Genomic DNA, 22,570 nt, shown 5'->3' with positions numbered 1-22,570 from the left:
ATGATATTGCAGCTATAAAATTCAGTAAAACCAAAACAAAAGTACATCAAAAAGATACATAAGGACATGACTTGATAGCAGGTCATGTCCTTTTTAAACCAGAGCCTTTTTCAAACACGCTTTAGTCTTCACGAAGCTTTACGGCAGTGGCTGCCTGACGCCGTCTGGAGTCATCTAAGGCAGCGTAATGCTTCTTGGTAGTATTGACGTCTTTATGTCCTAAAACGTCCGCTACAAGGTAAATATCGCCTGTTTCCTGGTAAAGGGCAGTTCCATATGTACTACGCAGCTTATGTGGAGTGATCTTTTTGGTGGTGGTAACTTGTCTGGCATACTTTTTGACCAGATTTTCCACTGCCTGTACCCCGATTCGTTTGCGCTGGGTAGAATAGAAGAGAGCGTGTTCATGACCTTCCACAGGAGTAATATTTTTGCGAACTTCCAGATAGTTTTTTAAAGCTTTTTCCACTTCAGGGCCAAAATAGACGACCATTTCATTTCCGCCTTTTCGGGTTACCTTGATCCCATTGTTTTTAAAATCCACATCTTCAATGTCAAGGCCTACACATTCAGAAACACGAACGCCCGTTCCGAGCAGGAGAGTAACGAGAGCGAGATCGCGGTCTTTAGTCTTTTCATAATATACTTTTTTCTGACCGGTAAGATCGTCGCCGCCATGCTCGATATAATCCAGAAGCATAGCAACTTCATCGGCCTCCAGACGAATAATGCTTTTCTGGTGGATTTTTGGAACATCTACAAGAACGGTTGGATTTGTATGGATCATTTCCCGCTTGAAATAATAAGCATAAAAGCTTCGAAGGGATGACATTTTCCGTTTCAGGCCACGTTCGCCGTTTGTTTCCGTTTTATCCCCAGCCTGATATACCTTCAGATATTCTTCGTATTCTTCAAGATCAAGAGCGGTGATCTGATCCAGGATGTCAACGGTAAATGCATCCATAGACCAGTCCTTGAAAGCAGGATTTTGCTCAAGGAGAAATTGAAAGAAAATCCGGATGTCATAAGCATAAGAAATTCTTGTCTTTGTTGTTGTACGTGGTTCAATGGCACGAAAGAAATCCTTACAAAATGGAGGTAAGGTTTTCAGCACATCACGGAGACGCAAAGTATTTTCAATGTCTGTCTGTTCATGATAGGTAACTTTTTTATCCATAAAAATCTCCTTATAAATTGCGGTATCATAATAATATTTTAGATAAAATCTGGTATAGCTGAAAAACATAAAAAACAAGGATGATCCTGGAAAATAGCTCTAAATAAAGATAATCCAGGGAAGTGGCTTCGTCTCGGATCTATCTATATGAAAAACTCGGGTTTGTCGTATAGATTTAGATGAGGGATATAACGCCGGATCAGCCACTTCTTCTGGCTTTTTCCGGCGATTTTCCTAATGAAACTTTCCAACTGTTCGTTCACTTATATTTGCTTTGTTCATTTACAGCTCACTTACATTAGAAGTTTATTACATAATGGATTCATCCAGCATCACGGTAAATGGGCCATCGTTTTCCAGGGAAACCTTCATATCAGCACCAAACACGCCGTGCTGGACAACCGGAACAACCTTTGCGGCTTCCTTAAGCATATATTCATAAAGCTCATTTGCCTGATCTGGTGCGCCTGCCTCTATAAAGCTTGGCCGGTTACCTTTCTTGCAATTTGCATACAAGGTAAATTGTGAAACCATCAAAAGCTCACCTTGTACATCGGCCAGGGAAAGGTTTGTTTTGCCATTTTCATCTTCAAAAATACGAAGTCCAAGCATCTTTTTCAGATATTTGTCGGCAATTTCACGGGTATCATTCTGGCCGACACCAACCAGCACAAGAAATCCTTTTCCAATGCTTCCGATGGTTTCGCCATCTACCTTTACGCTGGCATGGTTTACGCGCTGTATTAAAAGTCTCATGTTAATTTCCGTCCTTTTTGCTATTTCGTTTTTGCTGATACTCTTCCACTAATTGTCTGACTTTTTGATAAATTATCATTGAATATTTCTTTATGAATGTCCAGATCGTAATCAGGATTTTCTGGATGGTCTTTAACAAAGTAAGGGTAAATTCCAGCATTGCAGTCCGTCGTGGTATTTCTCTTTTCTTTGGTTCCTCTTCTGGGAAAAGAAGAGGTTCGTGTGTCTCTGGGTCGAGACAGTCAATGTTGGTATACTTCTGCTCTTCGTCCGGCACCTTTTTGTAAATCAGACTGATATGCACCAGTTTATCCAAAGCTGCATAAAGAACTGCAAATACAGGTACGCCGATGATCATACCAGGAATTCCGAAAATGCCGCCACCGATGAGGATAGCTACAATGACCAGAAAACTGGAAAGTCCTGTAGATTCTCCCAGAATCTTCGGGCCAAGGATATTGCCGTCAAACTGCTGGAGGATCAGGATAAATATCGCAAAATAGATTGCCTGTAAAGGATCTACTAATAAAATCAGGAAAATACTTGGAATGGCTCCAAGGTAAGGTCCAAAAAAAGGAATTACATTTGTCACGCCGATGATGACACTGATCAAAAGTGTATACGGCATATTCAAAATACTCATGCCAATATAGCACAAAACCCCAATAATGGCGGAATCCAGGATCTTTCCAGTGAAAAAGCCAATAAATGTTTTATTGGTAAAGCGCATGGAATGAATAATAAAATTAGCATGCTGAGTATTAAAAACAGCATATGTGAGCATTTTCGCCTTGGCGGTAAAGCCCTCTTTATCTGCCATCAGATAAAGGGACACAATGGCTCCGATCAGGAAGTTCTTAAGGAAATTGATCAGCTCAAAAACTCCGGCGGAAATATTTTTTAGCATTTCCTGCATCTGTGGAAGAATATTTTTGGTTAAGTAATCCTGGGCTGTGACAATGGACTGATTTAAGGTATCCAGGGCATCACTGTTCAGATTCCATCTTTCAATAAAAGATTCCAGCCATTTCTGTATGACCTTCACATAAGATGGGAAACTGTAGATCAGGTTCATAACACTTCGGATCAGTTCTGGCAGTACCATCATGATGAGGGCATAAATAAGTGCCAGAAAAAGAAACATGCACAGGATCACGCAGGCCCAGCGGATTGCTTTACGCCCTTTGGAGCCTACTGATATCTGCTTCTTTGCAAGAAGTGGATAAATAATCTTTTTTTCAAAAAAATTTAATATAGGTGTTAGCAAAAACGCAATCACTACACCATAAATGATCGGTGTCAGAATCCCCAGAAATGTTTTAATACCTGTGATCAGGGTCCGCATATGGAAAACACCATAGTAAAAAAGCATACTGGCTGCGATCACAAGAAAGGCTGTGATTCCCCATCGAACATGTTGATTGTCCCAGCGTAATTTCATATTGTAATATTGACCTCCTGAAACATTAGAAGTTATTTGTGATTACCATTTCTTCAATGATTGTATAATAGGATATCGTAACAGGATTTTTGCTCCTGATGTCATATTATTATAACACAGTTTTCCAATACTGTCTTATTAAAAAAATATAAATTGTTATCTTTTATATAAAAAGAGTCCTCTTTATGCTCTACCGAAAATTATATTTCCGAAGTAAAAAGAGGACTCTGTTCATGTTATATACGATTTCTCCTGTCAGACAGAGGGAAATCTGTCTGGTTTCTATGGTTTATTTCTTCAGTTCATCAAAAATATGTACGGTATTGATGATCGCCTGTGCAGCACCTTCGATTCCAAGCACACCACTGTCTACACTGAGACTGTAGCCTGCTGCTGCGCCCCATTTCTTATTGGTGTAGTAATTATAATAGCTTGCACGGCTCTTATCTGTCTTAGTGATCATATCCTTGGCTTCCTTAGGAGTCTTATTGTATTTGCCTGCGATACGTCTGATTCTCCAGTCAAGATCTGCATGGATAAAAACGCTAAAGCAATCTTTATTATCTGCAAGGGCATAATCCGCACAACGGCCCACCATAACGCAAGGTCCCTCTCCTGCCAGCTTCTTGATTGCTTCAAACTGGGCAAGGAAAACCTTATGGTTCATAGGCATGTCTGTAAATCCCGCAGAAGAATAGCCAAAAGAATACGTATCCATTACAAGAGAATACAGGAAGCTGTTTGTGGGCTTCTCATCGTGATTCTCAAATAACTCTTTGCAAATACCGCTGTCATTTGCTGCATGCTCCAGAAGCTCCTTGTCGTAGCATTTGATTCCGAAATATTTCGCTACTTCCTGACCGATCTGTCTGCCGGCACTTCCGTATTCACGTCCGATGGTAATAATTGAACTTGTTGTATTGTTCATATCTGCCACTCCCTTCTGTAATTCCTTAACTGTGAATGGCATTTCACAGAATATTTTGTAACACTATTATACACTACATCAAGGTAAAATGACAACTATTTTCTTAATTTTTCTAACAAATCAAGAAAATATTCTGGCAAAGGAGCGGAAAATTCCATATACTCTCCTGTTCGGGGATGGACAAAGCCAAGTACCATGGCATGGAGAGTCTGTCCTTGCAGATGATAAGGATTCCTGCCAGAACCATAGATTTCATCTCCCAGAAGGGGATGACCAAGGCTTGTCATATGAACACGGATCTGGTGGGTACGGCCAGTCTCCAGACGGCATTCAATATAAGTGGCATTGCCGAAGCGCTCAAGTACTTTATAATGGGTGATAGCATCTTTTCCGTTTTTGTAATTGATCGCCATTTTTTTTCGGTCGATGGGATGGCGTCCAATAGGTCCTTCAACTGTACCCTCATCTTCCTTAAGATTACCGGCTACAATAGCCCGGTAGCGGCGTTTGATTGTATGCTCCTTCAGCTGCTGCGCCAGATCACGGTGGGCTGTGTCATTTTTACACACCAGAAGGGCGCCTGTAGTATCTTTATCGATCCGGTGGACAATTCCAGGACGCATGACACCATTAATTCCAGACAGATTTCCCTGGCAGTGGTACATAATAGCATTTACCAGGGTTCCACTGGTGTGTCCATTGGCAGGATGAACTACCATACCCTTGGGCTTGTTGACGACCAGTACATCCTCATCTTCGTATAAGATATCCAGGGGAATATTTTCTGGCAGAATGTCCGGCTCAGACAGATCCGGAAGGGAAATCTGTACCAGATCCTTTTCCTGTATTTTATAATTTGCTTTTATTGTTTTTCCATTGACAGTAATGCCCTGTTCCTTTAATAATTTCTGAAGGTAGGAACGGGAAAGATTCTCATATTTATCAGAAAGGCAGCGGTCTATACGAACCCCTGCCTCATCAGCGGCTGCTGTAAATTCCAACAGTTCCATATTATGGTATAGCTCCTCTCTATTAGGACACTTTCTTCCCTGGCTTAAGGAAATCAAAATCCTCATCTTTGTAATAGAAAAACAAAAGAAAAACCAGAGCGACAATGCCACATGTTACATAAACATCTGCTACGTTAAAAGTAGGGAAATCAATCAGGGAAAAATAAATAAAATCTACTACATATCCCCGGAAAACACGGTCAATAAAATTGCCCATGGCACCGGAAAATACTACCGCCGCTGTAAAAAGCAGCGGCCGGTAATAAACCGTGGCAGGCGTTTTAAAAAAAAGATACAGGATTGCAGCGAAAAATAGCAGGCAGATCAGTACCAGAAAAAAAACTTTATTCTGGAGAAGCCCGAATGCCATGCCGCGGTTTTCCAGATAGCGGAACACCAGAACCTGGTCGATAAGGGAAACGCCAGAATTACCTTTCAGATATCGGATCGCAAGCCATTTCGTACACTGGTCAAGAAGCACCAGGAAAAATATAAGTGAAATACCCTTTATAGCAGGTGCTTTCAACTGTTTATAAGGGCGATTGGCTGATGTAGTGTTTGGCATAAAAGGTTACCTGCAGATCGCATGAATTCCGGTAAGAAGCTCCTGATCTGTGACGGTTTTGTCAATGAAGCTCTTTCCGAGACCATCCATAAGAATAAATTTAATCTGTCCCTGTTCCATTTTTTTGTCTTTTTTTGTAGCTGCCAGAATATCCTCTGGGGAAAGGCCCTCAACAGATAAAGGCAGATGATAAGCCTCCAGTCCCTGACAGATCTGCTGATATTCGGTATCTGTGAGCAGGCCTCTTTCTCTGGAAATCGCGGCAGCTGCTACAAGACCGATTCCTACACATTGTCCATGAAGAAGTTTAAAATCCATTAATTTCTCTACCGCATGTCCTATGGTGTGTCCAAGGTTAAGAAGGGCACGCTCGCCTTGTTCTTTGGGATCCCGTTCCACAACGCCTGCCTTGATGGCACAGCATCTGCGGATCATAACTGCAAGCATGCCAGGATCCATAGTGCGTATAACCTCGTGATTGGCGCATACAAAGTCGAAAAACTCTTTATCGCAGATCAGACCAGTCTTTAGGATTTCGCCCATTCCACAGCCAAATTCACGCTCTGGAAGGGTCTGCAGCGTACTCATGTTCATATAAACCAGACGGGGCTGATGAAAAGCACCTACCATATTTTTGTACTGTCGGAAATCAACCCCTGTTTTACCGCCTACACTGCTGTCAACCTGAGCCAGAAGTGTAGTGGGGATCTGGATAAAATCAATTCCACGAAGATAAGCAGCGGCACCAAATCCAGACAGATCACCGGTTACTCCGCCGCCAAGGGCAACAACCAGGCTCTTTCTATCCAGGGCATTTTCAATAAGACACTGGAAGAGATCCTGTACCGTGTCCAGATTTTTGTGTGCTTCCCCTGCGGGAAACGTGAACTGACATACACGATCTGTTACTTTTAAAAGCTCTGCCTCGACCTGTTTCGCATAAAGAGGTGCTACTGTGGAATCTGAAACAATACACATGCTTTTTCCTGCAAGTCCTTCGTCTTTAAGAGCCTGTGCAAGGAATGAAAAGTCATTTTCAAAATAAATAGGATAACAGAAATCCCCATCCCGTTTTACAAGTAATTTTTCTTCTGCCATAGTTAAAATTTCTCCCGATATATGATTGATTATACATATTTCCTAAGGTGAACACCCAGGCGTCCTTTCTTCGTCTGCCTGGAAACACCATCATAGATAAAACGTCCTTTTCCCCGGACAGATATAATATCTCCTTCTTTAGGCTCGTATCCATTGGAAGTGATCAGTTTACCATTTACAAATACAAGGCCGTTTTCAATAAAAGATACCATACTGCTCCGTGAAGTCTGGAAAGCAAGTCCGATCAGTGCATCCAGCCGGACAGATGCGCAGGTGCCATTTATGGTTTCAAATTCTGGTTCTGGAATCTCTTCAGCCTGCTCTACCCTGGAAACCAGTACGGTAGTATGCTTCACCCGTACAAGATTTTCTATAAAGAAATCGGACATTTTGTGGAGACAGAAAAACCAGGCTTCTTTATCTTTGATCAGGATATCCCCAACCACACTGCGGTCAACTCCAAGGTTTAAGATTGCCCCAAGATAATCTCTGTGTCCAAGCTCTTCAGAAAAGCGAAGCGCTTTAGGCTCTATTTTGAGACAGTCAATCGGATATTCCCAGGAAAAGCCAAGATCATCTGGATAAAAAGCTGCCATCTGCCGTTCAGCGTGCTCATACCCTCCATACAATTTCACAATAACGCCCAGCTGACGAAGCTTCAGGGTACTAAGCATATTTTGTTCGTTTAAGTTAAGAAAATCCGTAAAGGTGACAATCTCTCTCTGGTAAGAGAGATTTGCCAGCTCCCGGATTCTCTTAAGTAAAAATTCATCCTTATCCATAAAAATTAATATCCAGCCCTTACAGATGGTGTGGCTCCACCAAGAATATTCTGGAGATCACCTGTAATATCAACAGAAGACGGACCAAGTACGAAGATATAACTGGAAATCTTCTGAAGGGAACCATTCAGGGAATAACATGCGCCAGAGGCAAAATCAATAATACGCTGGGCAAGTTCTACATCAATTCCCTCCAGATTCAGGATTACAGTGGCATTATCAAGAAGTGTATCTGCAATTTCACGGGTATCTTCCATGGATGCTGGTTTGATCACACAAACTTCCATTGAAGAAGCCTGATTGGCACGACGACTGCTTCGCATAGGAGTAATCTTGGAAGATGCTGCAGGACGCTGCTTCTCTGCCGGCTGTTTCACTGGTGCCTTGGCAGTGGCCTTCGGTGCTGCTGTATGTACAGGCTCCTCTTCAAAGTCATCATCTTCTGCGGCAGTCTCTTCTTTCTTACGGCCAAATTTCTCGAAGAATTTCTTCTTAGGCTTATCGTCCATCAGGTCATCATCAAGAAAATCACCATCTTCGTCATCATCCATCAGATCTTCATCTAAATAGCTATCTTCGTCATAATCATCATCATTCAGTTTAATAGAGTCCAATAATTTATCAAAAACGCTCATTTTTAATCTCCAATCTTCGTCTTCTTAACATGTGGCGTAATTTCGTTCACCAAAAATTCCGGTGCCCACACGTACCATGGTCGAGCCTTCCTGGACAGCAACCTGATAATCTCCAGTCATGCCCATACTCAAAACACTCATATTAACATTATTAATGTTTTTGGCGCCAATGTCAACACTTAATTTCTTTAATGTGCGAAAAACTTCACGATTTTCTTCTGGATTCTCCACAAATGGGGCAATTGTCATAAGTCCCATTACTTTTATATGGGAAAATGTGCTGATTTCCTGCAAAAGAGGAAGAACTTCATTTATTTTTAATCCGAATTTACTTTCCTCTTCCGCTACATTTACCTCCAGGAGAACCGGCATAATCAGATCCTTTTTTGCGGCTTCCTGTTCAATGGTCTGGGCGAGCCGCAGGGAATCTACAGAGTGGATCATAGCAACTTTATCAATGATGTATTTCACTTTATTTCGCTGCAGATGACCGATCATATGCCACTGGATGTCGGATGGCAGCTGGTCATATTTATCCATGATCTCCTGCACCTTGTTTTCTCCAAAAACACGTGCGCCGGCATCATATGCTTCCTGAAGCATGGATACAGGCTTGGTCTTGCTTACAGCGACCAGGGTAACTTCCCCTGGATCACGTGAAACTGCGGCACAGGCTTTTTCAATATTTGTGTTTACCTGCTGTAAATTTTCAGCTAACATTTATAAGCCTCCTTAAAATTATAAATCTATATTTTTAATAGAGAATATCCTGTTCTTTAACCTGGGAAGAATCTCTTGCAATGCGGTCATACCTGGAAAGTCCGTAGGAGGTACTGCTGGAGATGATCGCATATTCTTCATTCTGATCCAGTATATCAACCTGGCGGAATACGGCATATCCCTGATTGATACAGTAAACACCCTCAAGGGAGTCTGTCTCGCCTACAATAAAACGCTGATTGGAATCATCTTTTATGATAGCGTCTCCCTCTTTAAAAGCACTTTTATCTACATAATAATTGTAGGCTTCATTTTCAGAATCATCAGACTCTGCTTTTACCTGGCCGTAAATCCTGGCATTGATAAAAGTCCTCACATTATTGCCGTCAGAATCCCTGGAAACTTTATTGAAACCTACATTTCCACTCTCTGGATCTGTGGTAGCGTATTCTGCCGGAATCACATAAAAATCTTTGAACTCGATTGCAGACAGTGGAATCTTCAGACCGGTTACAGTGTTTGTAACCAGCTCAATGTCAAGAAAACGGTCAGAGGCATAACGGATCAGGCCGCGGCTGAAATCAATTTTGCCATATTTGGCCCCGTCGATTTTTATAATGGAAAAATCACCACTCTGCGTCATATCATCCTTAAGAAATTTCACACGGATAGTAGATCGTCCCTCCAGCTTGGCTGCCTGTTTATCACTTAAGGGAATGACCAGGCTCCAAAGCTCACTGGTGATATTGGTGTAAATATTATCTCCAGTCTGCACTTTTTCGGCTGTTTTCAGATCTGTTTCGTGATAAGATGTCTGGTCAAAATCCTCTGCTGTAAGATTGTCAATAGTTTTATTTTCATATCCATCCATAGAATACAGAATAATGCCATCATCCTGTGCCTTGCAGATATTCTGGCCGCTGATGGTGACTACCTGGGAATCGGCATTGCCATCAGTGGAAATCCCCTCATACTGGAGAATACTTCCTTCCAGCTGGTTCTTAAAGCTATAAGTATTATTAAACTTACTGGCAGAAAAGCTTTTGGAAAAACTCTGCATGGAATTACGGATCCTGGAAAGCTCTTCCGGGGTCAGAGCGGTAACTGTCTCGGCAATCTTGCCGGAGCTTAATCCATAAACAGCACCACCGGCATTGATCTTGCTTCCCTCTCTTGCATAATAATTCACATAACCGGAGGATTCTGCCTTAAAAACACTTTCCTCCCGCAAGGAGATACCAGTGTATGTCTCGTTTCTGGACAAAGGCCCGGTGGTTACCTGGTAAGATTCAATATGTGTGGATGTAACAAGCAGGACTGCAGTAAAAATCATATATAATAACAATACACCAAAAGCAACGGTGGCAATATTCAGTCCGAATATCTTTTTCAGCTGGACAAAAAGCCCTGCCATTTTGCCAGGTCTGTTTGGTTTCTTCTCGGACAAGCAGCTTCCCCCTTTGTTTTTGAGTCAGGCTCTAAATTTTTCATACCAAACAATTGTACCATTTTTTGGCCTTGAGCACAAGGAAAACAAGAAGAAAAGTCTGTGAACTGTAATTACAGGATACGAACATATTTTCAGAATATTTGTTTGCTTAATTAAGAAAAATATGGTATGATAGAAAAAAGTTGAACGAATTTCGGAGGAGAACTCTTATGACATATGGCAAGATCAGTAAAAAACAGCAGGAAATCTTAGAATACATAAAAAGTGAAATTCTGAACCGTGGTTTTCCACCTGCAGTGAGGGAAATCTGTGAAGCTGTAAATTTAAAGTCCACATCATCTGTACATGCCCATCTGGAAGCTCTGGAGAAGAACGGCTATATCCGTCGTGATGCTACCAAGCCAAGAGCCATTGAGATCATTGACGATAATTTTAATCTGGTGCGCCGGGAGGTGGTTAATGTTCCTCTTGTAGGTACAGTTGCTGCTGGTCAGCCTATCCTGGCGGTAGAGAATGTGGAGGGATATTTTCCTATTCCTTCAGAATTTATGCCGAACGAGCAGAGCTTTATGCTGAAGGTGAAAGGAGACAGCATGATCAATGCCGGAATCTTTGACGGGGATCAGGTTCTTGTGAAGCAGCAGCCTACTGCTTCCAATGGCGACATTGTAGTTGCCCTGGTAGAGGATTCCGCCACGGTTAAGACCTTTTACAAAGAGAAAGGCTATTACCGCCTTCAGCCGGAGAATGACACTATGGATCCAATCATCATTACAGGTGAGATCCAGATCCTTGGCAAGGTATTTGGCGTAATGCGTTTTTATCAGTAATTTTGAATACGAAAAAGCCGTGCAAGCATTGTCTGACCTCTTTGGGGAATTTTGCTTACACGGCTTTTAATCTGCAACAGAGCAAATGCTTCTGTTTGGCAGGTGGAACGCTATCTTTTTTGAACTTTTATTTCTCTAAAAACTCATCCATTTCCAACACTTTTCCATCTCTCCAGATTCTTTCCAGATCATAGAAAAGTCTGTTTTCTTCATCAAATACATGTACGATCACATCGCCGTAGTCCATAAGAATCCAGCTGGAATTACGGTTTCCCTCAATCTGCTTCGCTTCAAAACCTGCGCGTCCAAGCTGTTCTTCGACATTGTCTACGATTGCCTGAACCTGATTGGAATTTGTGCCGCTTGCGATTACGAAATAATCTGCGATCACGGAAACATTATGGATATCGATTACCTTGATATCCTGTCCTTTTTTATCATCAATTGCTTTGCAGGCAATCTGTGCCATCTTTTTTTCTGTGGTTACTGTACTCATTTTCATTTGCTCCTTTCTTTATGGATCAGCACCGGTAAATTATAATTCACCGGTGGACTTCGGAGTATTATTCTGTCAACAGGAACATGAACAGCTGCTAGTTATCCGCAGATACAGGACTACGTTTATTATGCAGCTCTTTATAATAAATATAAGCCTCTTTGGATGTAGGTTCAATATCTTCTGCTGAATCCTCTTCCAGATATTCAAGGGTATCTTTCAGAATTTCATACATACATTCATCCAGGTCTTCAAAAGCAATTTTGCGGATCTGGGGCAGACGGCTTGCTTTGTAGCGCATGGGCTCAATATAATCCGCAATATATATGATCTTTTCAAGAAGGCTCATTTCTTTTCTGCCAGTTGTATGGTAATTGATAGCAGAAAGGATTTCCTGATCCTCAATCCCATATTTTTCATGGGCAATATAGGCTCCTAATCTTGCATGAAGCAGGAATGGATGCTCTCTTTCAAAGTCAGAAACCGGAATATCATGCTCACTGCACATTTTTAATTTCTTTTTATTGGGAATGCACTTTGCACAGTCATGAAGAAGACCCGCTGCCTGTGCATCCTTTACATCATAACCATGAACCATAGCAAGACATGCACTGGTATACATAACTCCCATGGTATGCTGGAAACGATCTTCATCCAGATATTTGGAAAGTTTTTTCTCTATTTTAGCAAAATCATATTCTGCCATGGTCAGATTTCCTTCTTTCTGTAAATTCCATTCTCTTTCATATAAGAGATAACATTATCCGGAATATAGTATTTCAGACTTTTCTCTTCTGTTACCCATTGGCGGATCTGATGACTGGATACGTCAATATTCATTGTGTCCAAAAGAATAAAATGGCCGTGATACTTTACAGAGAGACGCTGTATTTCCCTGTTTAGTTCATCAAAGGAAGCGTGATCGCGCACTGCAACAACAAGCGTACATGCAGCGCAGATACGGGCAGGTTCCCGCCATTCTTCAAAGGTAAACAGCGAATCGGCCCCAATGATAAAATAATAGTCTGTATCCGGATTTTGTTTTCTAAGCTCTTCCAGAGTGCGATAGGTATAGGTATACCCGGTTTCATGCATTTCTGCAAGAGATAGCTCAAAATGGGGATTATCTTCGATCGCCAGCCGTACCATATCTACCCGCTGGTCATCAGAAGCTCTTCCGGTCCGGTTACGCTTATGAGGCGGATTACCGGAAGGCATAAATAATACCTTGTCAAGGTGAAGCTGCTCATAGCTTTGTTCACCCAGGATCAGATGCCCCATATGGATGGGATCAAAGGTTCCCCCCATGATCCCGATTTTTTTATGATTATTTTGGAAGCTCAATTTTTTTCTTCTCTTTTTTGCCTTCACGGTATAATACGATCTTTTTACCGATTACCTGTACTACCTGTGAATGGGTACGCTCTGCAAGAACCTGTGCCATCTCTTTCGGATCTTCCAGACAGTTCTGAAGTACACTGATCTTGATCAGCTCTCTTGCTGCAAGTGCCTCGTCAACAGCTTTGGTGTTCTCTGGTGTAAGACCACCTTTACCAAGCTGGATGATTGCATCCATTTTCATTGCAAGGCTTTTTAAATATGCTCTTTGCTTACTTGTCATAATTTATCTCCTGATTTGCATATAGTGATGTTAAGGGCAAAAGATCTTTTGTCCCTGACTCGATGCCACGGATTGCTTTGCAGCTACGCTGTTTTCACAATCCCTCAAACATGTTATTTGTAATAGTCAAATTCAAATCCATACATGCGGACGGTATCACCTTCCTGGATGCCAGCTGCTTCCAGTTCTTCCAGGATACCACCTTCCTTTAAGAAACGTTGGAAGAAGGCAAATCCCTTCTCAGAATCAAGATTCGTATAGCCCAGCATTTTCTCAATACGTGGTCCTTCTACAACAAATACGGATGGGTCTTCTTCGTCAATTTCCACGGTGAATGGAAGGCTTTCATTTATCAGCATATCCTCTGGGAAAAATTCCTGTTCAAATACGATTGCCTTCTTCGGACAGCTGTCAAGAAGCTCTTTAATATGGAAAAGAAGCTCCCGCACGCCCTGTCCGGTAACGGCTGAAATGGGATATACTTTAATTCCTTTTGGCTCAAATTCTTTCCGAAGTTTATCTACAGGATTCTCCTCACCATCATCAAAAATACAGTCTACTTTATTGGCTGCAATTACCTGTGGACGGCTGGCAATCTCAGGATTGTATTCTTCCAGCTCTTTATTGATCTTGTATATATCATCAATGGGATCTCGACCCTCGGTAGAAGCCGCATCTACAATATGAACCAGAACTCTGGTACGCTCAATATGGCGCAGGAATTCATGACCAAGTCCCACACCCTCAGAAGCTCCCTCAATCAGTCCAGGGATATCTGCAATGATAAAACCGCCATTTTCAGTATCCACAACACCAAGATTGGGGCTTAAGGTTGTGAAATGGTAGTTGGCAATCTTAGGTTTTGCATTTGTGACACGGGAAAGAAAGGTGGATTTACCTACATTAGGAAAACCTACCAGACCTACGTCTGCGATCACCTTCAGCTCCAGGAGAACTTCCAGCTCCTGAAATGGCTGTCCTGGCTGTGCGTACTTTGGAACCTGCATGGTAGGTGTAGCGTAATGCTGATTTCCCTTACCACCGCGTCCTCCGCGCAAAACCACCTGACGGCGGTTATCACCAGACATATCTGCGATTACCTTACGGGACTGTGCGTCCATGATTACGGTACCTTCCGGTACTTTTAATATGATATCGTCGCCGTCGGCTCCGTGGCAGCGTTTTTTGCCGCCCTCCTGGCCATCCTGCGCTTTATATTTTCTTTTGTGGCGGTAGTCTCCGAGGGTATTCTGTCCCTCATCTACCTCAAAAATAACGTCTCCGCCCTTGCCGCCGTCGCCGCCATCCGGACCACCGTCAGGTACATATTTTTCCCTGCGGAAGCTTACATGGCCGTCGCCGCCCTTGCCAGAACGGATTATAATGGTAGCTCTGTCTGCGAACATAAATCTCCTTTACTTTATAAGAAAAGGCTCCAAACCTTTATAGATTTGAAGCCTCTTGCTCAACTAATTACTCTGCCTCTACTGGTACGATAGAAACCTGTTTCTTATCGCGGCCTTTTCTGGTGAATCTTACAACACCATCGGTCAGTGCAAATAATGTATAGTCTTTTCCGCATCCTACGTTCTCGCCTGCATGGATCTTAGTTCCGCGCTGTCTGTAAAGGATGTTGCCGGCTTTAACAAACTGTCCGTCTGCTCTCTTCGCACCTAATCTCTTGGACTCGGAATCACGACCGTTCTTTGTGGAACCAACTCCTTTTTTATGTGCGAATAATTGAAGGTTCATCTTCATCATTGTTGTTACACCTCCTTGACTCTTACTGTCAAATATCGATTGTTATAACTATGCTCAATTTCTGTTAATCCGAGAATCAGGGAATCCATAAGGAGCTTCCCGCGCTCAGTGTTAGGATTTGTTTTAAAGTGGATGGATACATATCCGTCATCTTCGCCGACTTCGATCTGCTCATCTGTAAATTCATCAAGTGAATTCACTGTGGTGATGATCAAAGCGGATACAGCGGCACATACGATATCCTGCCCTTCTTCGGCATAGCCTGCATGTCCTTTGGACAGAAAATCCAGATAAGAGCCATTTCTCTTCTTAACTGTAATATTGATCATAACAGCACCTGATTAAGCGTTGATCTTTTCGATTTTAACTTTGGTGTACTGCTGTCTGTGACCGTTTTTCTTGTGATATCCAGTTTTTCTCTTGTACTTGTAAACGATGACTTTTTTAGCCTTTCCGTTCTCAACTACAGAAGCGGTAACACTGGCATCCTTAACATCTTCTCCAACTTTTAATCCGTCATTGCTAACTGCAATTACGTTATCAAAAGTAACGGTTTCACCAGCTTCAACTCCGAGCTTCTCAACTCTGATTACGTCGCCTTCAGCAACTTTGTACTGTTTACCACCTGTTGCAATAATTGCGTACATTCGTGGCACCTCCTATAGACTTTACTCGCCAAATATGGTGGCCTTCCGGCTCTTAAACCTCTTTGTGCGGCATACTTGATTATAATAACAGGGAGATCTGGTTTCGTCAAGAGGTTTTGGAAAATATTTTGTAAAAAAATCACCAAAAATAAACTGTTTTAACGAACCTTTTTAGGACTTCATTGTTCGGAAAGTGCATTTCCTGATTTTATTTGCTTGATCTCTTCAATGACTGGTCTTCTGACTTTCTTTCGTGTCATCTCCAGAATATGCAGAGGGGTAATATCTATCGCTTTACATTTCACAGGATCTTTTCGCAGGTACTTCTGTAATACATGAAAAAGTTCGTCGTTGTGGTCTGGATTTGACATGTTGATAAAATCAATAAGAATGATTCCAGACAGGTTTCGGAGCCGAAGCTGTCTGGTAATTTCCTTTGTTGCTTCCAGATTGATTTTTCGGTAAGTTTCTTCGGCCTTCTTTTTACCGGTAAACTTGCCGCTGTTTACATCAATAGAAACAAAGGCTTCCGTCTGTTGGATGACGATAAATCCACCACTGTTCAGCCAGATTTTTTCTTTCTGGACTTCTTCCAGTGCACTTTCCAGACGGGTAAGCTTATATAATGGAAGTAATTTATCCTGGTAAAAACGTATTTTTGATTCTTCCCCAGGACTTGTCTCCTTCAGATAATCTGTGATCTGCTGATAAACAGTGGCATCATCTGTGACAATATCTGTAAGGGTCTCGCTGTAAATATCCCTGAGGGCAGTGAGGTAAACTGGTTCTGTTTCATAGAGAAGGCTGAAACAAGTGCGGCTTCTTCCATTAACTGCTACTTTTTCGTATAGGGATTTCAGATAGGAAAGCTCCTGGAGAATTTCTGCTTTTTCTGCCTGTGCGGCATTGGTGCGTACGATAAGTCCATACTCTTTATCTGGGCGGGAAGTCTCTTCTTCAAGCCAGGAAGATAAGGTATGGCGTTCTGTACCGGAAAGCTTGCCGGAAAGTCCGAACTTCTTCTCTCCTGTGGTAAGGACAAGGTATTTGCCGGTAAAATTTAAGTTGGCAGTAAGCGCAGGCAGTTTTCCCTTCATAGCATCACGGTTTACCTGAACCAGGATCTGGTCTCCAGGACGAAGGGGACTGCCTGGTGCTTTGCCGGAAACATATATTACATGTGCTGCTTCCTGGAGGGGAAAATAGCCACGTACGCCAGGCGCAATGAGAACGAAAGCAGCCTGGATGTTGGAGGCAATATTCTCCACCTGTCCAACATAAATATTTCCAAGGATGGATTGCCGGGAAGCTGTTTCCAGACGAAGTTCCATGATCTGCCCTTCCTCTTCTGTTGCACAGACATAGCACTTGTTTCCCGCAAGTTCCATGGTAGTTATGACTAATTTGCTCAAATTAATTCACCTGTTTGTTGAATTTTATTTTTTGCAGCTGTAGGCGCATTTATGCGCAGGACAGCTGTTTTGTTTTATGATACTGGTGCCTGCTATAACAAACATACTAGCGCCTGTTTGAAAAATTATCTTCGCGCTCTGCACGTCCTATTTTGCGGTATATTTTGCGGAAAGCCTTTTTCAAACACGCTCCAGTACAGTCACTGATCAGATGGAGTTAGAAGTAAAGATCATATTGTGCAAGCACGAACCGCTTTGGGATTATTAGAAAACTTCTTCGCCAAGTGATTCCAGAGGTACAAATTTATGTCTTTTCTCATCGCCCAGGTCAGCATACACTTCCAGACGGTGGATCATGCAGGCAAATTCCGGAAGCTCCTGCCCAAGCCATTTGGCAAAGGCATCCATAACAGCATCTGGTTTGGTGTAATTGGCACTGGCAGAGGCAAGGCTTAAAAAAATCTGGTCATCTTCACGTAATTCCATTTTATAAATAAATGGACGGATGTCTACCTGTTTTTCTCCTTTTTTCGTCTCTTTTGTAACAAGAATCTCTGGTTGTTGTAGAAATTCCGGAATCCTGGACTGCCAGCCATCTAAAGGAGCTTTTCCCTGGCGGAACGCTACCAGATAATCGGCAGCTGCAACTAAAGACATTGCTTTGCTTGCTTTCCCATCTTCTACCTGGCGGGCGCTAAGAACACGTACACCTTCTACCATCTGGGAATTAAGGCGCTGGCAGATTTCGTCAGTAGGAAGGGTAACCGTGAGCTCCATATCAAAATATTCTCCAGTGCTGGTGACACCAACACCTAATGGCGCTGCAAAAGACATGATCATATGGGGACTGTAGCCACCGGAAAAAGCGATGGGGAGTTCTGCTCTGCGGATGGCTTTCTGGAAGTAGCGCATGGTATCCAGATGTCCTACGAATTTCATAGGACCTTCTTTTGTAAATTTAATTCTTACCTTCATAACATACGCCTCCTTCATAACGTCTTGCTCCACAGCCTGCGCATTTCTGGCGGCAGTTTGGTGTAACTACTTCACCCTTCGCCTGCTTCCATTCACGGATCAGGAATTCTTTGGTCACGCCTGCATCAATGAAATCCCATGGAAGAATTTCATCGGTGCTTCTTTCACGAAGTGTATAAAATTCAATGTCAATACCAGTTTCTGCAAAAGCTTCTTTCCAGATATCATACTGGAAGCTTTCAGACCAGGCGTCATAAAGAGCGCCCTTTTCATAAGCTTTCAGGATAACCTCGGAAGCACGACGGTCGCCTCTTGCAAGGAAGCCTTCCAGGGTGGTTACATCCGGCTCATGCCAGTTATACTTGATACTCTTCTGGTTCAGCTGAGCGCGGATTTCTTCTTTTACCACTTTTGCCTTGTCAATGAAATCCTGTTCGGTGTACATTGGTGCCCACTGAAATGGGGTAAATGGTTTCGGCACAAAGAAAGATGTGCTGACTACGATCTGGACTTTTCCATGACGCTTTTCCTTCGGAACAGTGTCGTAATATTCCTCAGCGATACGTTCTGCCAGGTGGGCAATTCCTTTCATATCTTCTGTGGTTTCAGTCGGGAGACCAAGCATAAAGTAAAGCTTTACACGGTTCCAGCCACCGATGAAGGCTTCTTTTGCGCCATGGAGAATTACCTCTTCTGTCAGTCCTTTATTAATTACATCACGAAGTCTCTGGGAACCGGCTTCCGGGGCAAAGGTAAGGCTGCTTTTCTTAATATCCTGTACTTTGCTCATAACGTCCAGAGCAAAGGCATCAATACGAAGAGATGGCAGGGAGATATTTACTCCTGCGGATTTAAACTCATCGATCAGGAAATTTACCAGTTCCTCCAGGTGGGTATAATCGCTGGAGCTTAGGGAACTGAGGGAAATTTCCTCATGACCGGAGTTCTTCAGCATAGCTCTTGCAGATTCCTTCAGTTCTTCTATATTACGCTCACGAAGAGGTCTGTAGATCATGCCTGCCTGACAGAAACGACAGCCACGGATACAGCCGCGCTGGATTTCCAGTGTGACACGGTCCTGGGTAGCTTTGATAAATGGAACGACAGGTTTCTCAATCGGGCAATAGCCTTTATCCATGTCTACGATCAGCTGCTTCTGGACTTTCGCCGGGACACCTGGACGATTCGGGGCAAAGGATGCGATTGTGCCATCTTCTTTATAGGTGACATCATAAAATGCAGGAACATAAATTCCCGGAATCTGTGCCGCCTTCAAAAGGAAGTCCTCTCTGCTGCCGCCTGCTGCCTTATTAGCCTTATAAGCGTCGAAAAGGGCATCATAGACAGTTTCACCCTCACCGATATAAAACAGGTCAAAAAAGGCGGCCAGAGGCTCCGGATTGTATGCACAGGCGCCGCCGCCGATCACGATTGGACAGTCGCCGTTGCGGTCTGCTGCCTTTAATGGAATCTGGGAAAGCTCCAGAGTCTGCAGTACATTGGTGTAACACATTTCATAACCAAGGGTAATGCAGAGAAAATCAAAATCTTTCACAGGATCCTGGGACTCCAGGGCAAACAGGGGGATGTGCTGCTCGCGCATAATCTTGTCCAGGTCAAGCCATGGGGAATAGACACGCTCACACCAGACATCGGGACGTTTGTTGAACATATTATATAGAAGCATCATGCCAAGGTTGGACATGCCGATCTCGTAGACATCCGGAAAACAAAACGCCACACGGACATCTATCCCCTCTAAATTTTTCATCACAGAGTTGACCTCCCCGCCGATATAGCGGGCTGCTTTGTCAACACTGAGTAATATTTCGTCACTAAGTGCTAATTTTCTCATTATATTCCTTTCGCAAATTGTCAATATTTGCCAAAACAACTTCTTGCTGTTGGCATCAGACAAATTTCTTTTTTTCTGAATAAACGTAAAAAATGATGCGCATTTTTCGCGTTGTTTTGACTCAAAAAGTGAAGCATGTTCACTTTTGTTTCTATAGTGGTGTATGCCGTTAATTATCCTATTATAATACAGGTTATTTCATAAATTCAAGAGAAATCGTAGTTTTCTGGAAGCTTTTCTAAAAGCGTTTCAAAAGAATCAATTGCAAAATTGCATTCTATTTTCTAATACAGATTTTTCTTTCAAGAATTGGATGCGTAAGATCTTGTATTTTTGAAAAATTAATAAAAAATAGAATCCTGGTAAAAAATCAGACATATGAGATATGTAAGAGTTATGAAGGAGAGATTTCTCGATAGTTCTAATAGCTTTTGTTAGTTCCCAAGGAATCCAGACTACTCATAACAGATAAAAAACAGCTTGTGATACTGTTTTTAGTTGCAAATGGTGATAGAGCATATTGTGTTTCGTATATTAGAAGCTGAAACAGTGATTTATTGGTATAAAAACTGGACTCTAAAGAAAATATGAGAGCTATCGGGAATATCGCGATAGCTCTCATATTGGATTCATAGATTTTAAACAACTACACTCTTAACCTTTTACACTTCCAGCCGTCAAGCCCTCAATGAAAAACCTTTGACAAGAAATAAAAACGATAAGTATTGGAATTAAACTTAATACGGAAAGTGCAAAAACATATCCCCATTGGGTGAACTGATGCTGGCCAAAAAATCCAGAAATTGCAATCGGTAATGTTCTTTTCAAATCATCATTAATAACTGTATTGGCCCATGGAAACTCTTCCCATGCAGTAAGGAAGTTAAAAATAGAAACAGATGCAATTCCTGGTTTTGCCAGAGGTAAAATAATGCGGAAGAAAACAGTAAATACGCTTCCGCCGTCAATATATGTTGCTTCATCCAATTCTTTTGGAATATTTTCTACAAATCCCTTTATCATAAAGGTGGAATAGGGAATGACCCACGCAACATAGAAGGGAATTAATCCGCTTAATTTATTAATAACTTTTAATTTAACAGCTAACTCATACTGTGGTACGATCAAAGTAGTTCCAGGTATAATCATTGTCAACATAATAAATGTGAATAAAAACCTTCGCCCTGGAAACTTAAATCTGGCAATACAAAATGCCATTGCAGCAGCTACAATCGCAGCTATAGCAACTGTTACAGTAGATACGAAAATACTGTTAATGAAATTATTTATAAATTTTTTTTGATGTAGGATATACTGAAAATTCTCCAGAGTAATTTCTTTAATTTTTGGAAAAAACTTAGGTGGATATTCGTATAAAGCACCATTGGGTTTTAGTGCAGTGCTTAACATGTAAATCATTGGAAGAATTACCACAATAAGACCCAGAGTGAGGATTATGTATATAATTCCTTTGTGAATTATTTTTTTTGATACTTTCAATTCCCAAACCTCCTCTAATCAAGTTTACTATGATCCATCATCCTAAACTGCACTACTGCCAATATACCCAATACTACTGCAATAATAAAGGAAAGAGCTGCAGAATAACCAAATTCACCAGTACTAAATGCTTTATAATACATCCAAGTCAGTACACTTTCTGTTTTATGACCGGGATTTCCATCGGTAATCATCTTTATTGATGTAAATACATTGAATCCGCCAATTGTAAGCATTACCAATGCAAACAAAATCGTTCCCCTTATCGATGGAATTGTTACATAGAAAAATTTCGCAATCGTTCCAGCTCCATCTAATGATGCAGATTCATATAAATCTTTTGGAACCGTTTGTAATGCAGCTAAAAAAACGACCATATTCCATCCGATTCCCTTCCAGGTTCCCAACATCATTGCAACACTCATGCCGCCCCAACGACTGTCTAACCAATGAACATTTGTACTTGTTAAATGTATTACATTAGTAAGAAAATAGTTTAAAAGCCCTTCTGTATTAAAAACATATTTGAATACTAATGAAGCAATTACCCACGAGGTAATAACGGGAAGATAATATGCCACTCTATAACCAATAGAAAATTTATTAATATTGTTTATAAGCATAGCAATCAGTAATCCAAGTATCATCTGAGCAGGTACTGTTATTAATGTATACACAATGGAGTTGGTAAATGCCAAGTGAAAATATGGGTCAGCTAATACTTCTTTATAATTGCCAAATCCTATAAATTTCTGATCGAACATAGAACCAAAATCCCATTGAAAAAAGCTTGTAATAAACAATTTTACGATTGGGTAAATGGTAAAAAAACCAAAAATTAAGATACCTGGAAGGAGAAGAAGTCCAATTTGGATATTTTGGCTTTTCTTTGTTTTCATAATATTCCTCCC

At 41.7% G+C, this 22,570-nt stretch carries 25 protein-coding genes; 1 reads left to right on the top strand and 24 read right to left on the bottom strand.

Translation table 11 applies throughout. The features are described 5' to 3' along the window. Positions 1 to 121 precede the first annotated feature (121 nt). From ACTQWB_RS05395 to ACTQWB_RS05345, 11 genes are all read right to left on the bottom strand, one after another. Complete coding sequence (locus ACTQWB_RS05395) at positions 122 to 1,177, bottom strand: tyrosine-type recombinase/integrase (protein WP_441500797.1); 1,056 nt, start codon at positions 1,175 to 1,177, stop codon at positions 122 to 124. A gap of 309 nt (positions 1,178 to 1,486) precedes the next feature. After that, positions 1,487 to 1,933 carry a D-aminoacyl-tRNA deacylase gene (gene dtd, locus ACTQWB_RS05390; protein WP_441500798.1) on the bottom strand — a complete coding sequence of 149 codons (447 nt, stop codon included), beginning with the start codon at positions 1,931 to 1,933 and terminating at the stop codon, positions 1,487 to 1,489. A 1-nt stretch (position 1,934) separates the two neighbouring features. Continuing rightward, on the bottom strand, positions 1,935 to 3,374 hold the full coding sequence (locus ACTQWB_RS05385; protein WP_441500799.1) for an AI-2E family transporter: 1,440 nt from the start codon (positions 3,372 to 3,374) through the stop codon (positions 1,935 to 1,937). Positions 3,375 to 3,663: 289 nt separating this feature from the next. Further along, entirely contained in the window at positions 3,664 to 4,302 is a 639-nt protein-coding gene (locus ACTQWB_RS05380; RefSeq protein WP_441500800.1) for an AAA family ATPase, read from the bottom strand. A gap of 95 nt (positions 4,303 to 4,397) precedes the next feature. After that, complete coding sequence (locus ACTQWB_RS05375) at positions 4,398 to 5,312, bottom strand: RluA family pseudouridine synthase (RefSeq protein WP_441500801.1); 915 nt, start codon at positions 5,310 to 5,312, stop codon at positions 4,398 to 4,400. A 22-nt stretch (positions 5,313 to 5,334) separates the two neighbouring features. Beyond that, positions 5,335 to 5,877, bottom strand: a complete 543-nt coding sequence (gene lspA / locus ACTQWB_RS05370) for a signal peptidase II (RefSeq protein WP_441500802.1) — start codon at positions 5,875 to 5,877, stop codon at positions 5,335 to 5,337. A 6-nt stretch (positions 5,878 to 5,883) separates the two neighbouring features. Continuing rightward, entirely contained in the window at positions 5,884 to 6,975 is a 1,092-nt protein-coding gene (gene aroB / locus ACTQWB_RS05365; protein WP_441500803.1) for a 3-dehydroquinate synthase, read from the bottom strand. Between the two features lie 29 nt (positions 6,976 to 7,004). Next, positions 7,005 to 7,757, bottom strand: a complete 753-nt coding sequence (locus ACTQWB_RS05360; RefSeq protein WP_441500804.1) for an RNA-binding protein — start codon at positions 7,755 to 7,757, stop codon at positions 7,005 to 7,007. A 5-nt stretch (positions 7,758 to 7,762) separates the two neighbouring features. Continuing rightward, positions 7,763 to 8,392: a cell division protein SepF gene (locus tag ACTQWB_RS05355; protein WP_441500805.1), complete on the bottom strand. Its 630-nt coding sequence runs from the start codon at positions 8,390 to 8,392 to the stop codon at positions 7,763 to 7,765. 24 nt (positions 8,393 to 8,416) lie between these two features. Then, on the bottom strand, positions 8,417 to 9,112 hold the full coding sequence (locus tag ACTQWB_RS05350; protein WP_441500806.1) for a YggS family pyridoxal phosphate-dependent enzyme: 696 nt from the start codon (positions 9,110 to 9,112) through the stop codon (positions 8,417 to 8,419). Positions 9,113 to 9,146: 34 nt separating this feature from the next. Next, a complete protein-coding gene (locus ACTQWB_RS05345) occupies positions 9,147 to 10,559 on the bottom strand; it encodes an HlyD family efflux transporter periplasmic adaptor subunit (RefSeq protein ID WP_441500807.1) in 1,413 nt (470 codons plus the stop codon). Between the two features lie 212 nt (positions 10,560 to 10,771). Here ACTQWB_RS05345 and lexA point away from each other — a divergent pair, with 212 nt between their 5' ends. Beyond that, positions 10,772 to 11,392, top strand: a complete 621-nt coding sequence (lexA, locus tag ACTQWB_RS05340; protein WP_441500808.1) for a transcriptional repressor LexA — start codon at positions 10,772 to 10,774, stop codon at positions 11,390 to 11,392. Positions 11,393 to 11,519: 127 nt separating this feature from the next. Here lexA and rsfS read toward each other — a convergent pair whose 3' ends face one another. The 13 genes from rsfS to ACTQWB_RS05275 form a co-directional block, all read right to left on the bottom strand. Next, positions 11,520 to 11,888 carry a ribosome silencing factor gene (gene rsfS / locus ACTQWB_RS05335; RefSeq protein WP_441500809.1) on the bottom strand — a complete coding sequence of 123 codons (369 nt, stop codon included), beginning with the start codon at positions 11,886 to 11,888 and terminating at the stop codon, positions 11,520 to 11,522. Positions 11,889 to 11,985: 97 nt separating this feature from the next. Continuing rightward, positions 11,986 to 12,594, bottom strand: coding sequence for a bis(5'-nucleosyl)-tetraphosphatase (symmetrical) YqeK (gene yqeK / locus ACTQWB_RS05330; RefSeq protein ID WP_441500810.1), 609 nt, complete (start codon positions 12,592 to 12,594; stop codon positions 11,986 to 11,988). 2 nt (positions 12,595 to 12,596) lie between these two features. After that, a complete protein-coding gene (gene nadD, locus ACTQWB_RS05325; RefSeq protein ID WP_441500902.1) occupies positions 12,597 to 13,196 on the bottom strand; it encodes a nicotinate-nucleotide adenylyltransferase in 600 nt (199 codons plus the stop codon). Positions 13,197 to 13,215: 19 nt separating this feature from the next. After that, positions 13,216 to 13,509, bottom strand: a complete 294-nt coding sequence (yhbY, locus tag ACTQWB_RS05320) for a ribosome assembly RNA-binding protein YhbY (protein WP_118580179.1) — start codon at positions 13,507 to 13,509, stop codon at positions 13,216 to 13,218. Positions 13,510 to 13,622: 113 nt separating this feature from the next. Further along, positions 13,623 to 14,915, bottom strand: coding sequence for a GTPase ObgE (gene obgE, locus ACTQWB_RS05315; protein ID WP_441500811.1), 1,293 nt, complete (start codon positions 14,913 to 14,915; stop codon positions 13,623 to 13,625). A 67-nt stretch (positions 14,916 to 14,982) separates the two neighbouring features. Continuing rightward, positions 14,983 to 15,270 carry a 50S ribosomal protein L27 gene (rpmA, locus tag ACTQWB_RS05310; RefSeq protein WP_015542711.1) on the bottom strand — a complete coding sequence of 96 codons (288 nt, stop codon included), beginning with the start codon at positions 15,268 to 15,270 and terminating at the stop codon, positions 14,983 to 14,985. A gap of 5 nt (positions 15,271 to 15,275) precedes the next feature. Next, a complete protein-coding gene (locus ACTQWB_RS05305) occupies positions 15,276 to 15,599 on the bottom strand; it encodes a ribosomal-processing cysteine protease Prp (RefSeq protein WP_441500812.1) in 324 nt (107 codons plus the stop codon). Between the two features lie 12 nt (positions 15,600 to 15,611). Next, positions 15,612 to 15,917, bottom strand: a complete 306-nt coding sequence (rplU, locus tag ACTQWB_RS05300) for a 50S ribosomal protein L21 (RefSeq protein ID WP_441500813.1) — start codon at positions 15,915 to 15,917, stop codon at positions 15,612 to 15,614. Positions 15,918 to 16,096: 179 nt separating this feature from the next. Then, the gene (locus ACTQWB_RS05295; protein WP_441500814.1) at positions 16,097 to 17,329 is read right to left on the bottom strand and encodes a ribonuclease E/G; all 1,233 of its coding nucleotides are present in this window, start codon (positions 17,327 to 17,329) and stop codon (positions 16,097 to 16,099) included. A 264-nt stretch (positions 17,330 to 17,593) separates the two neighbouring features. Beyond that, complete coding sequence (locus tag ACTQWB_RS05290; RefSeq protein ID WP_441500815.1) at positions 17,594 to 18,304, bottom strand: TIGR03936 family radical SAM-associated protein; 711 nt, start codon at positions 18,302 to 18,304, stop codon at positions 17,594 to 17,596. After that, on the bottom strand, positions 18,288 to 20,159 hold the full coding sequence (locus tag ACTQWB_RS05285) for a TIGR03960 family B12-binding radical SAM protein (protein ID WP_441500816.1): 1,872 nt from the start codon (positions 20,157 to 20,159) through the stop codon (positions 18,288 to 18,290). The genes ACTQWB_RS05290 and ACTQWB_RS05285 overlap by 17 nt, the downstream gene beginning before the upstream one ends. Positions 20,160 to 20,813: 654 nt before the next feature. After that, positions 20,814 to 21,659 carry a carbohydrate ABC transporter permease gene (locus tag ACTQWB_RS05280; RefSeq protein ID WP_441500817.1) on the bottom strand — a complete coding sequence of 282 codons (846 nt, stop codon included), beginning with the start codon at positions 21,657 to 21,659 and terminating at the stop codon, positions 20,814 to 20,816. Positions 21,660 to 21,673: 14 nt separating this feature from the next. After that, entirely contained in the window at positions 21,674 to 22,558 is an 885-nt protein-coding gene (locus ACTQWB_RS05275) for a carbohydrate ABC transporter permease (protein WP_441500818.1), read from the bottom strand. Positions 22,559 to 22,570: the final 12 nt, after the last annotated feature.

Origin of the sequence: Blautia sp. HCP3S3_H10_2, from assembly GCF_052122375.1 — a bacterium.
Classification (GTDB): domain Bacteria; phylum Bacillota; class Clostridia; order Lachnospirales; family Lachnospiraceae; genus Blautia_A.
The sequence above is the reverse complement of the archived record's forward strand: the minus strand, read 5'-3'. Positions and strand labels throughout refer to the sequence as shown.

What these genes read in the sequence shown, in the direction of transcription:
- ACTQWB_RS05395 (WP_441500797.1), bottom strand. Translation starts at nt 1,177, where the DNA reads ATGGATAAAAAAGTTACCTATCATGAACAGACAGACATTGAAAATACT.
- dtd (WP_441500798.1), bottom strand. Translation starts at nt 1,933, where the DNA reads ATGAGACTTTTAATACAGCGCGTAAACCATGCCAGCGTAAAGGTAGAT.
- ACTQWB_RS05385 (WP_441500799.1), bottom strand. Translation starts at nt 3,374, where the DNA reads ATGAAATTACGCTGGGACAATCAACATGTTCGATGGGGAATCACAGCC.
- ACTQWB_RS05380 (WP_441500800.1), bottom strand. Translation starts at nt 4,302, where the DNA reads ATGAACAATACAACAAGTTCAATTATTACCATCGGACGTGAATACGGA.
- ACTQWB_RS05375 (WP_441500801.1), bottom strand. Translation starts at nt 5,312, where the DNA reads ATGGAACTGTTGGAATTTACAGCAGCCGCTGATGAGGCAGGGGTTCGT.
- lspA (WP_441500802.1), bottom strand. Translation starts at nt 5,877, where the DNA reads ATGCCAAACACTACATCAGCCAATCGCCCTTATAAACAGTTGAAAGCA.
- aroB (WP_441500803.1), bottom strand. Translation starts at nt 6,975, where the DNA reads ATGGCAGAAGAAAAATTACTTGTAAAACGGGATGGGGATTTCTGTTAT.
- ACTQWB_RS05360 (WP_441500804.1), bottom strand. Translation starts at nt 7,757, where the DNA reads ATGGATAAGGATGAATTTTTACTTAAGAGAATCCGGGAGCTGGCAAAT.
- ACTQWB_RS05355 (WP_441500805.1), bottom strand. Translation starts at nt 8,392, where the DNA reads ATGAGCGTTTTTGATAAATTATTGGACTCTATTAAACTGAATGATGAT.
- ACTQWB_RS05350 (WP_441500806.1), bottom strand. Translation starts at nt 9,112, where the DNA reads ATGTTAGCTGAAAATTTACAGCAGGTAAACACAAATATTGAAAAAGCC.
- lexA (WP_441500808.1), top strand. Translation starts at nt 10,772, where the DNA reads ATGACATATGGCAAGATCAGTAAAAAACAGCAGGAAATCTTAGAATAC.
- rsfS (WP_441500809.1), bottom strand. Translation starts at nt 11,888, where the DNA reads ATGAGTACAGTAACCACAGAAAAAAAGATGGCACAGATTGCCTGCAAA.
- yqeK (WP_441500810.1), bottom strand. Translation starts at nt 12,594, where the DNA reads ATGGCAGAATATGATTTTGCTAAAATAGAGAAAAAACTTTCCAAATAT.
- nadD (WP_441500902.1), bottom strand. Translation starts at nt 13,196, where the DNA reads ATGGGGGGAACCTTTGATCCCATCCATATGGGGCATCTGATCCTGGGT.
- yhbY (WP_118580179.1), bottom strand. Translation starts at nt 13,509, where the DNA reads ATGACAAGTAAGCAAAGAGCATATTTAAAAAGCCTTGCAATGAAAATG.
- obgE (WP_441500811.1), bottom strand. Translation starts at nt 14,915, where the DNA reads ATGTTCGCAGACAGAGCTACCATTATAATCCGTTCTGGCAAGGGCGGC.
- rpmA (WP_015542711.1), bottom strand. Translation starts at nt 15,270, where the DNA reads ATGATGAAGATGAACCTTCAATTATTCGCACATAAAAAAGGAGTTGGT.
- ACTQWB_RS05305 (WP_441500812.1), bottom strand. Translation starts at nt 15,599, where the DNA reads ATGATCAATATTACAGTTAAGAAGAGAAATGGCTCTTATCTGGATTTT.
- rplU (WP_441500813.1), bottom strand. Translation starts at nt 15,917, where the DNA reads ATGTACGCAATTATTGCAACAGGTGGTAAACAGTACAAAGTTGCTGAA.
- ACTQWB_RS05290 (WP_441500815.1), bottom strand. Translation starts at nt 18,304, where the DNA reads ATGAAGGTAAGAATTAAATTTACAAAAGAAGGTCCTATGAAATTCGTA.
- ACTQWB_RS05285 (WP_441500816.1), bottom strand. Translation starts at nt 20,159, where the DNA reads ATGAGAAAATTAGCACTTAGTGACGAAATATTACTCAGTGTTGACAAA.
- ACTQWB_RS05275 (WP_441500818.1), bottom strand. Translation starts at nt 22,558, where the DNA reads ATGAAAACAAAGAAAAGCCAAAATATCCAAATTGGACTTCTTCTCCTT.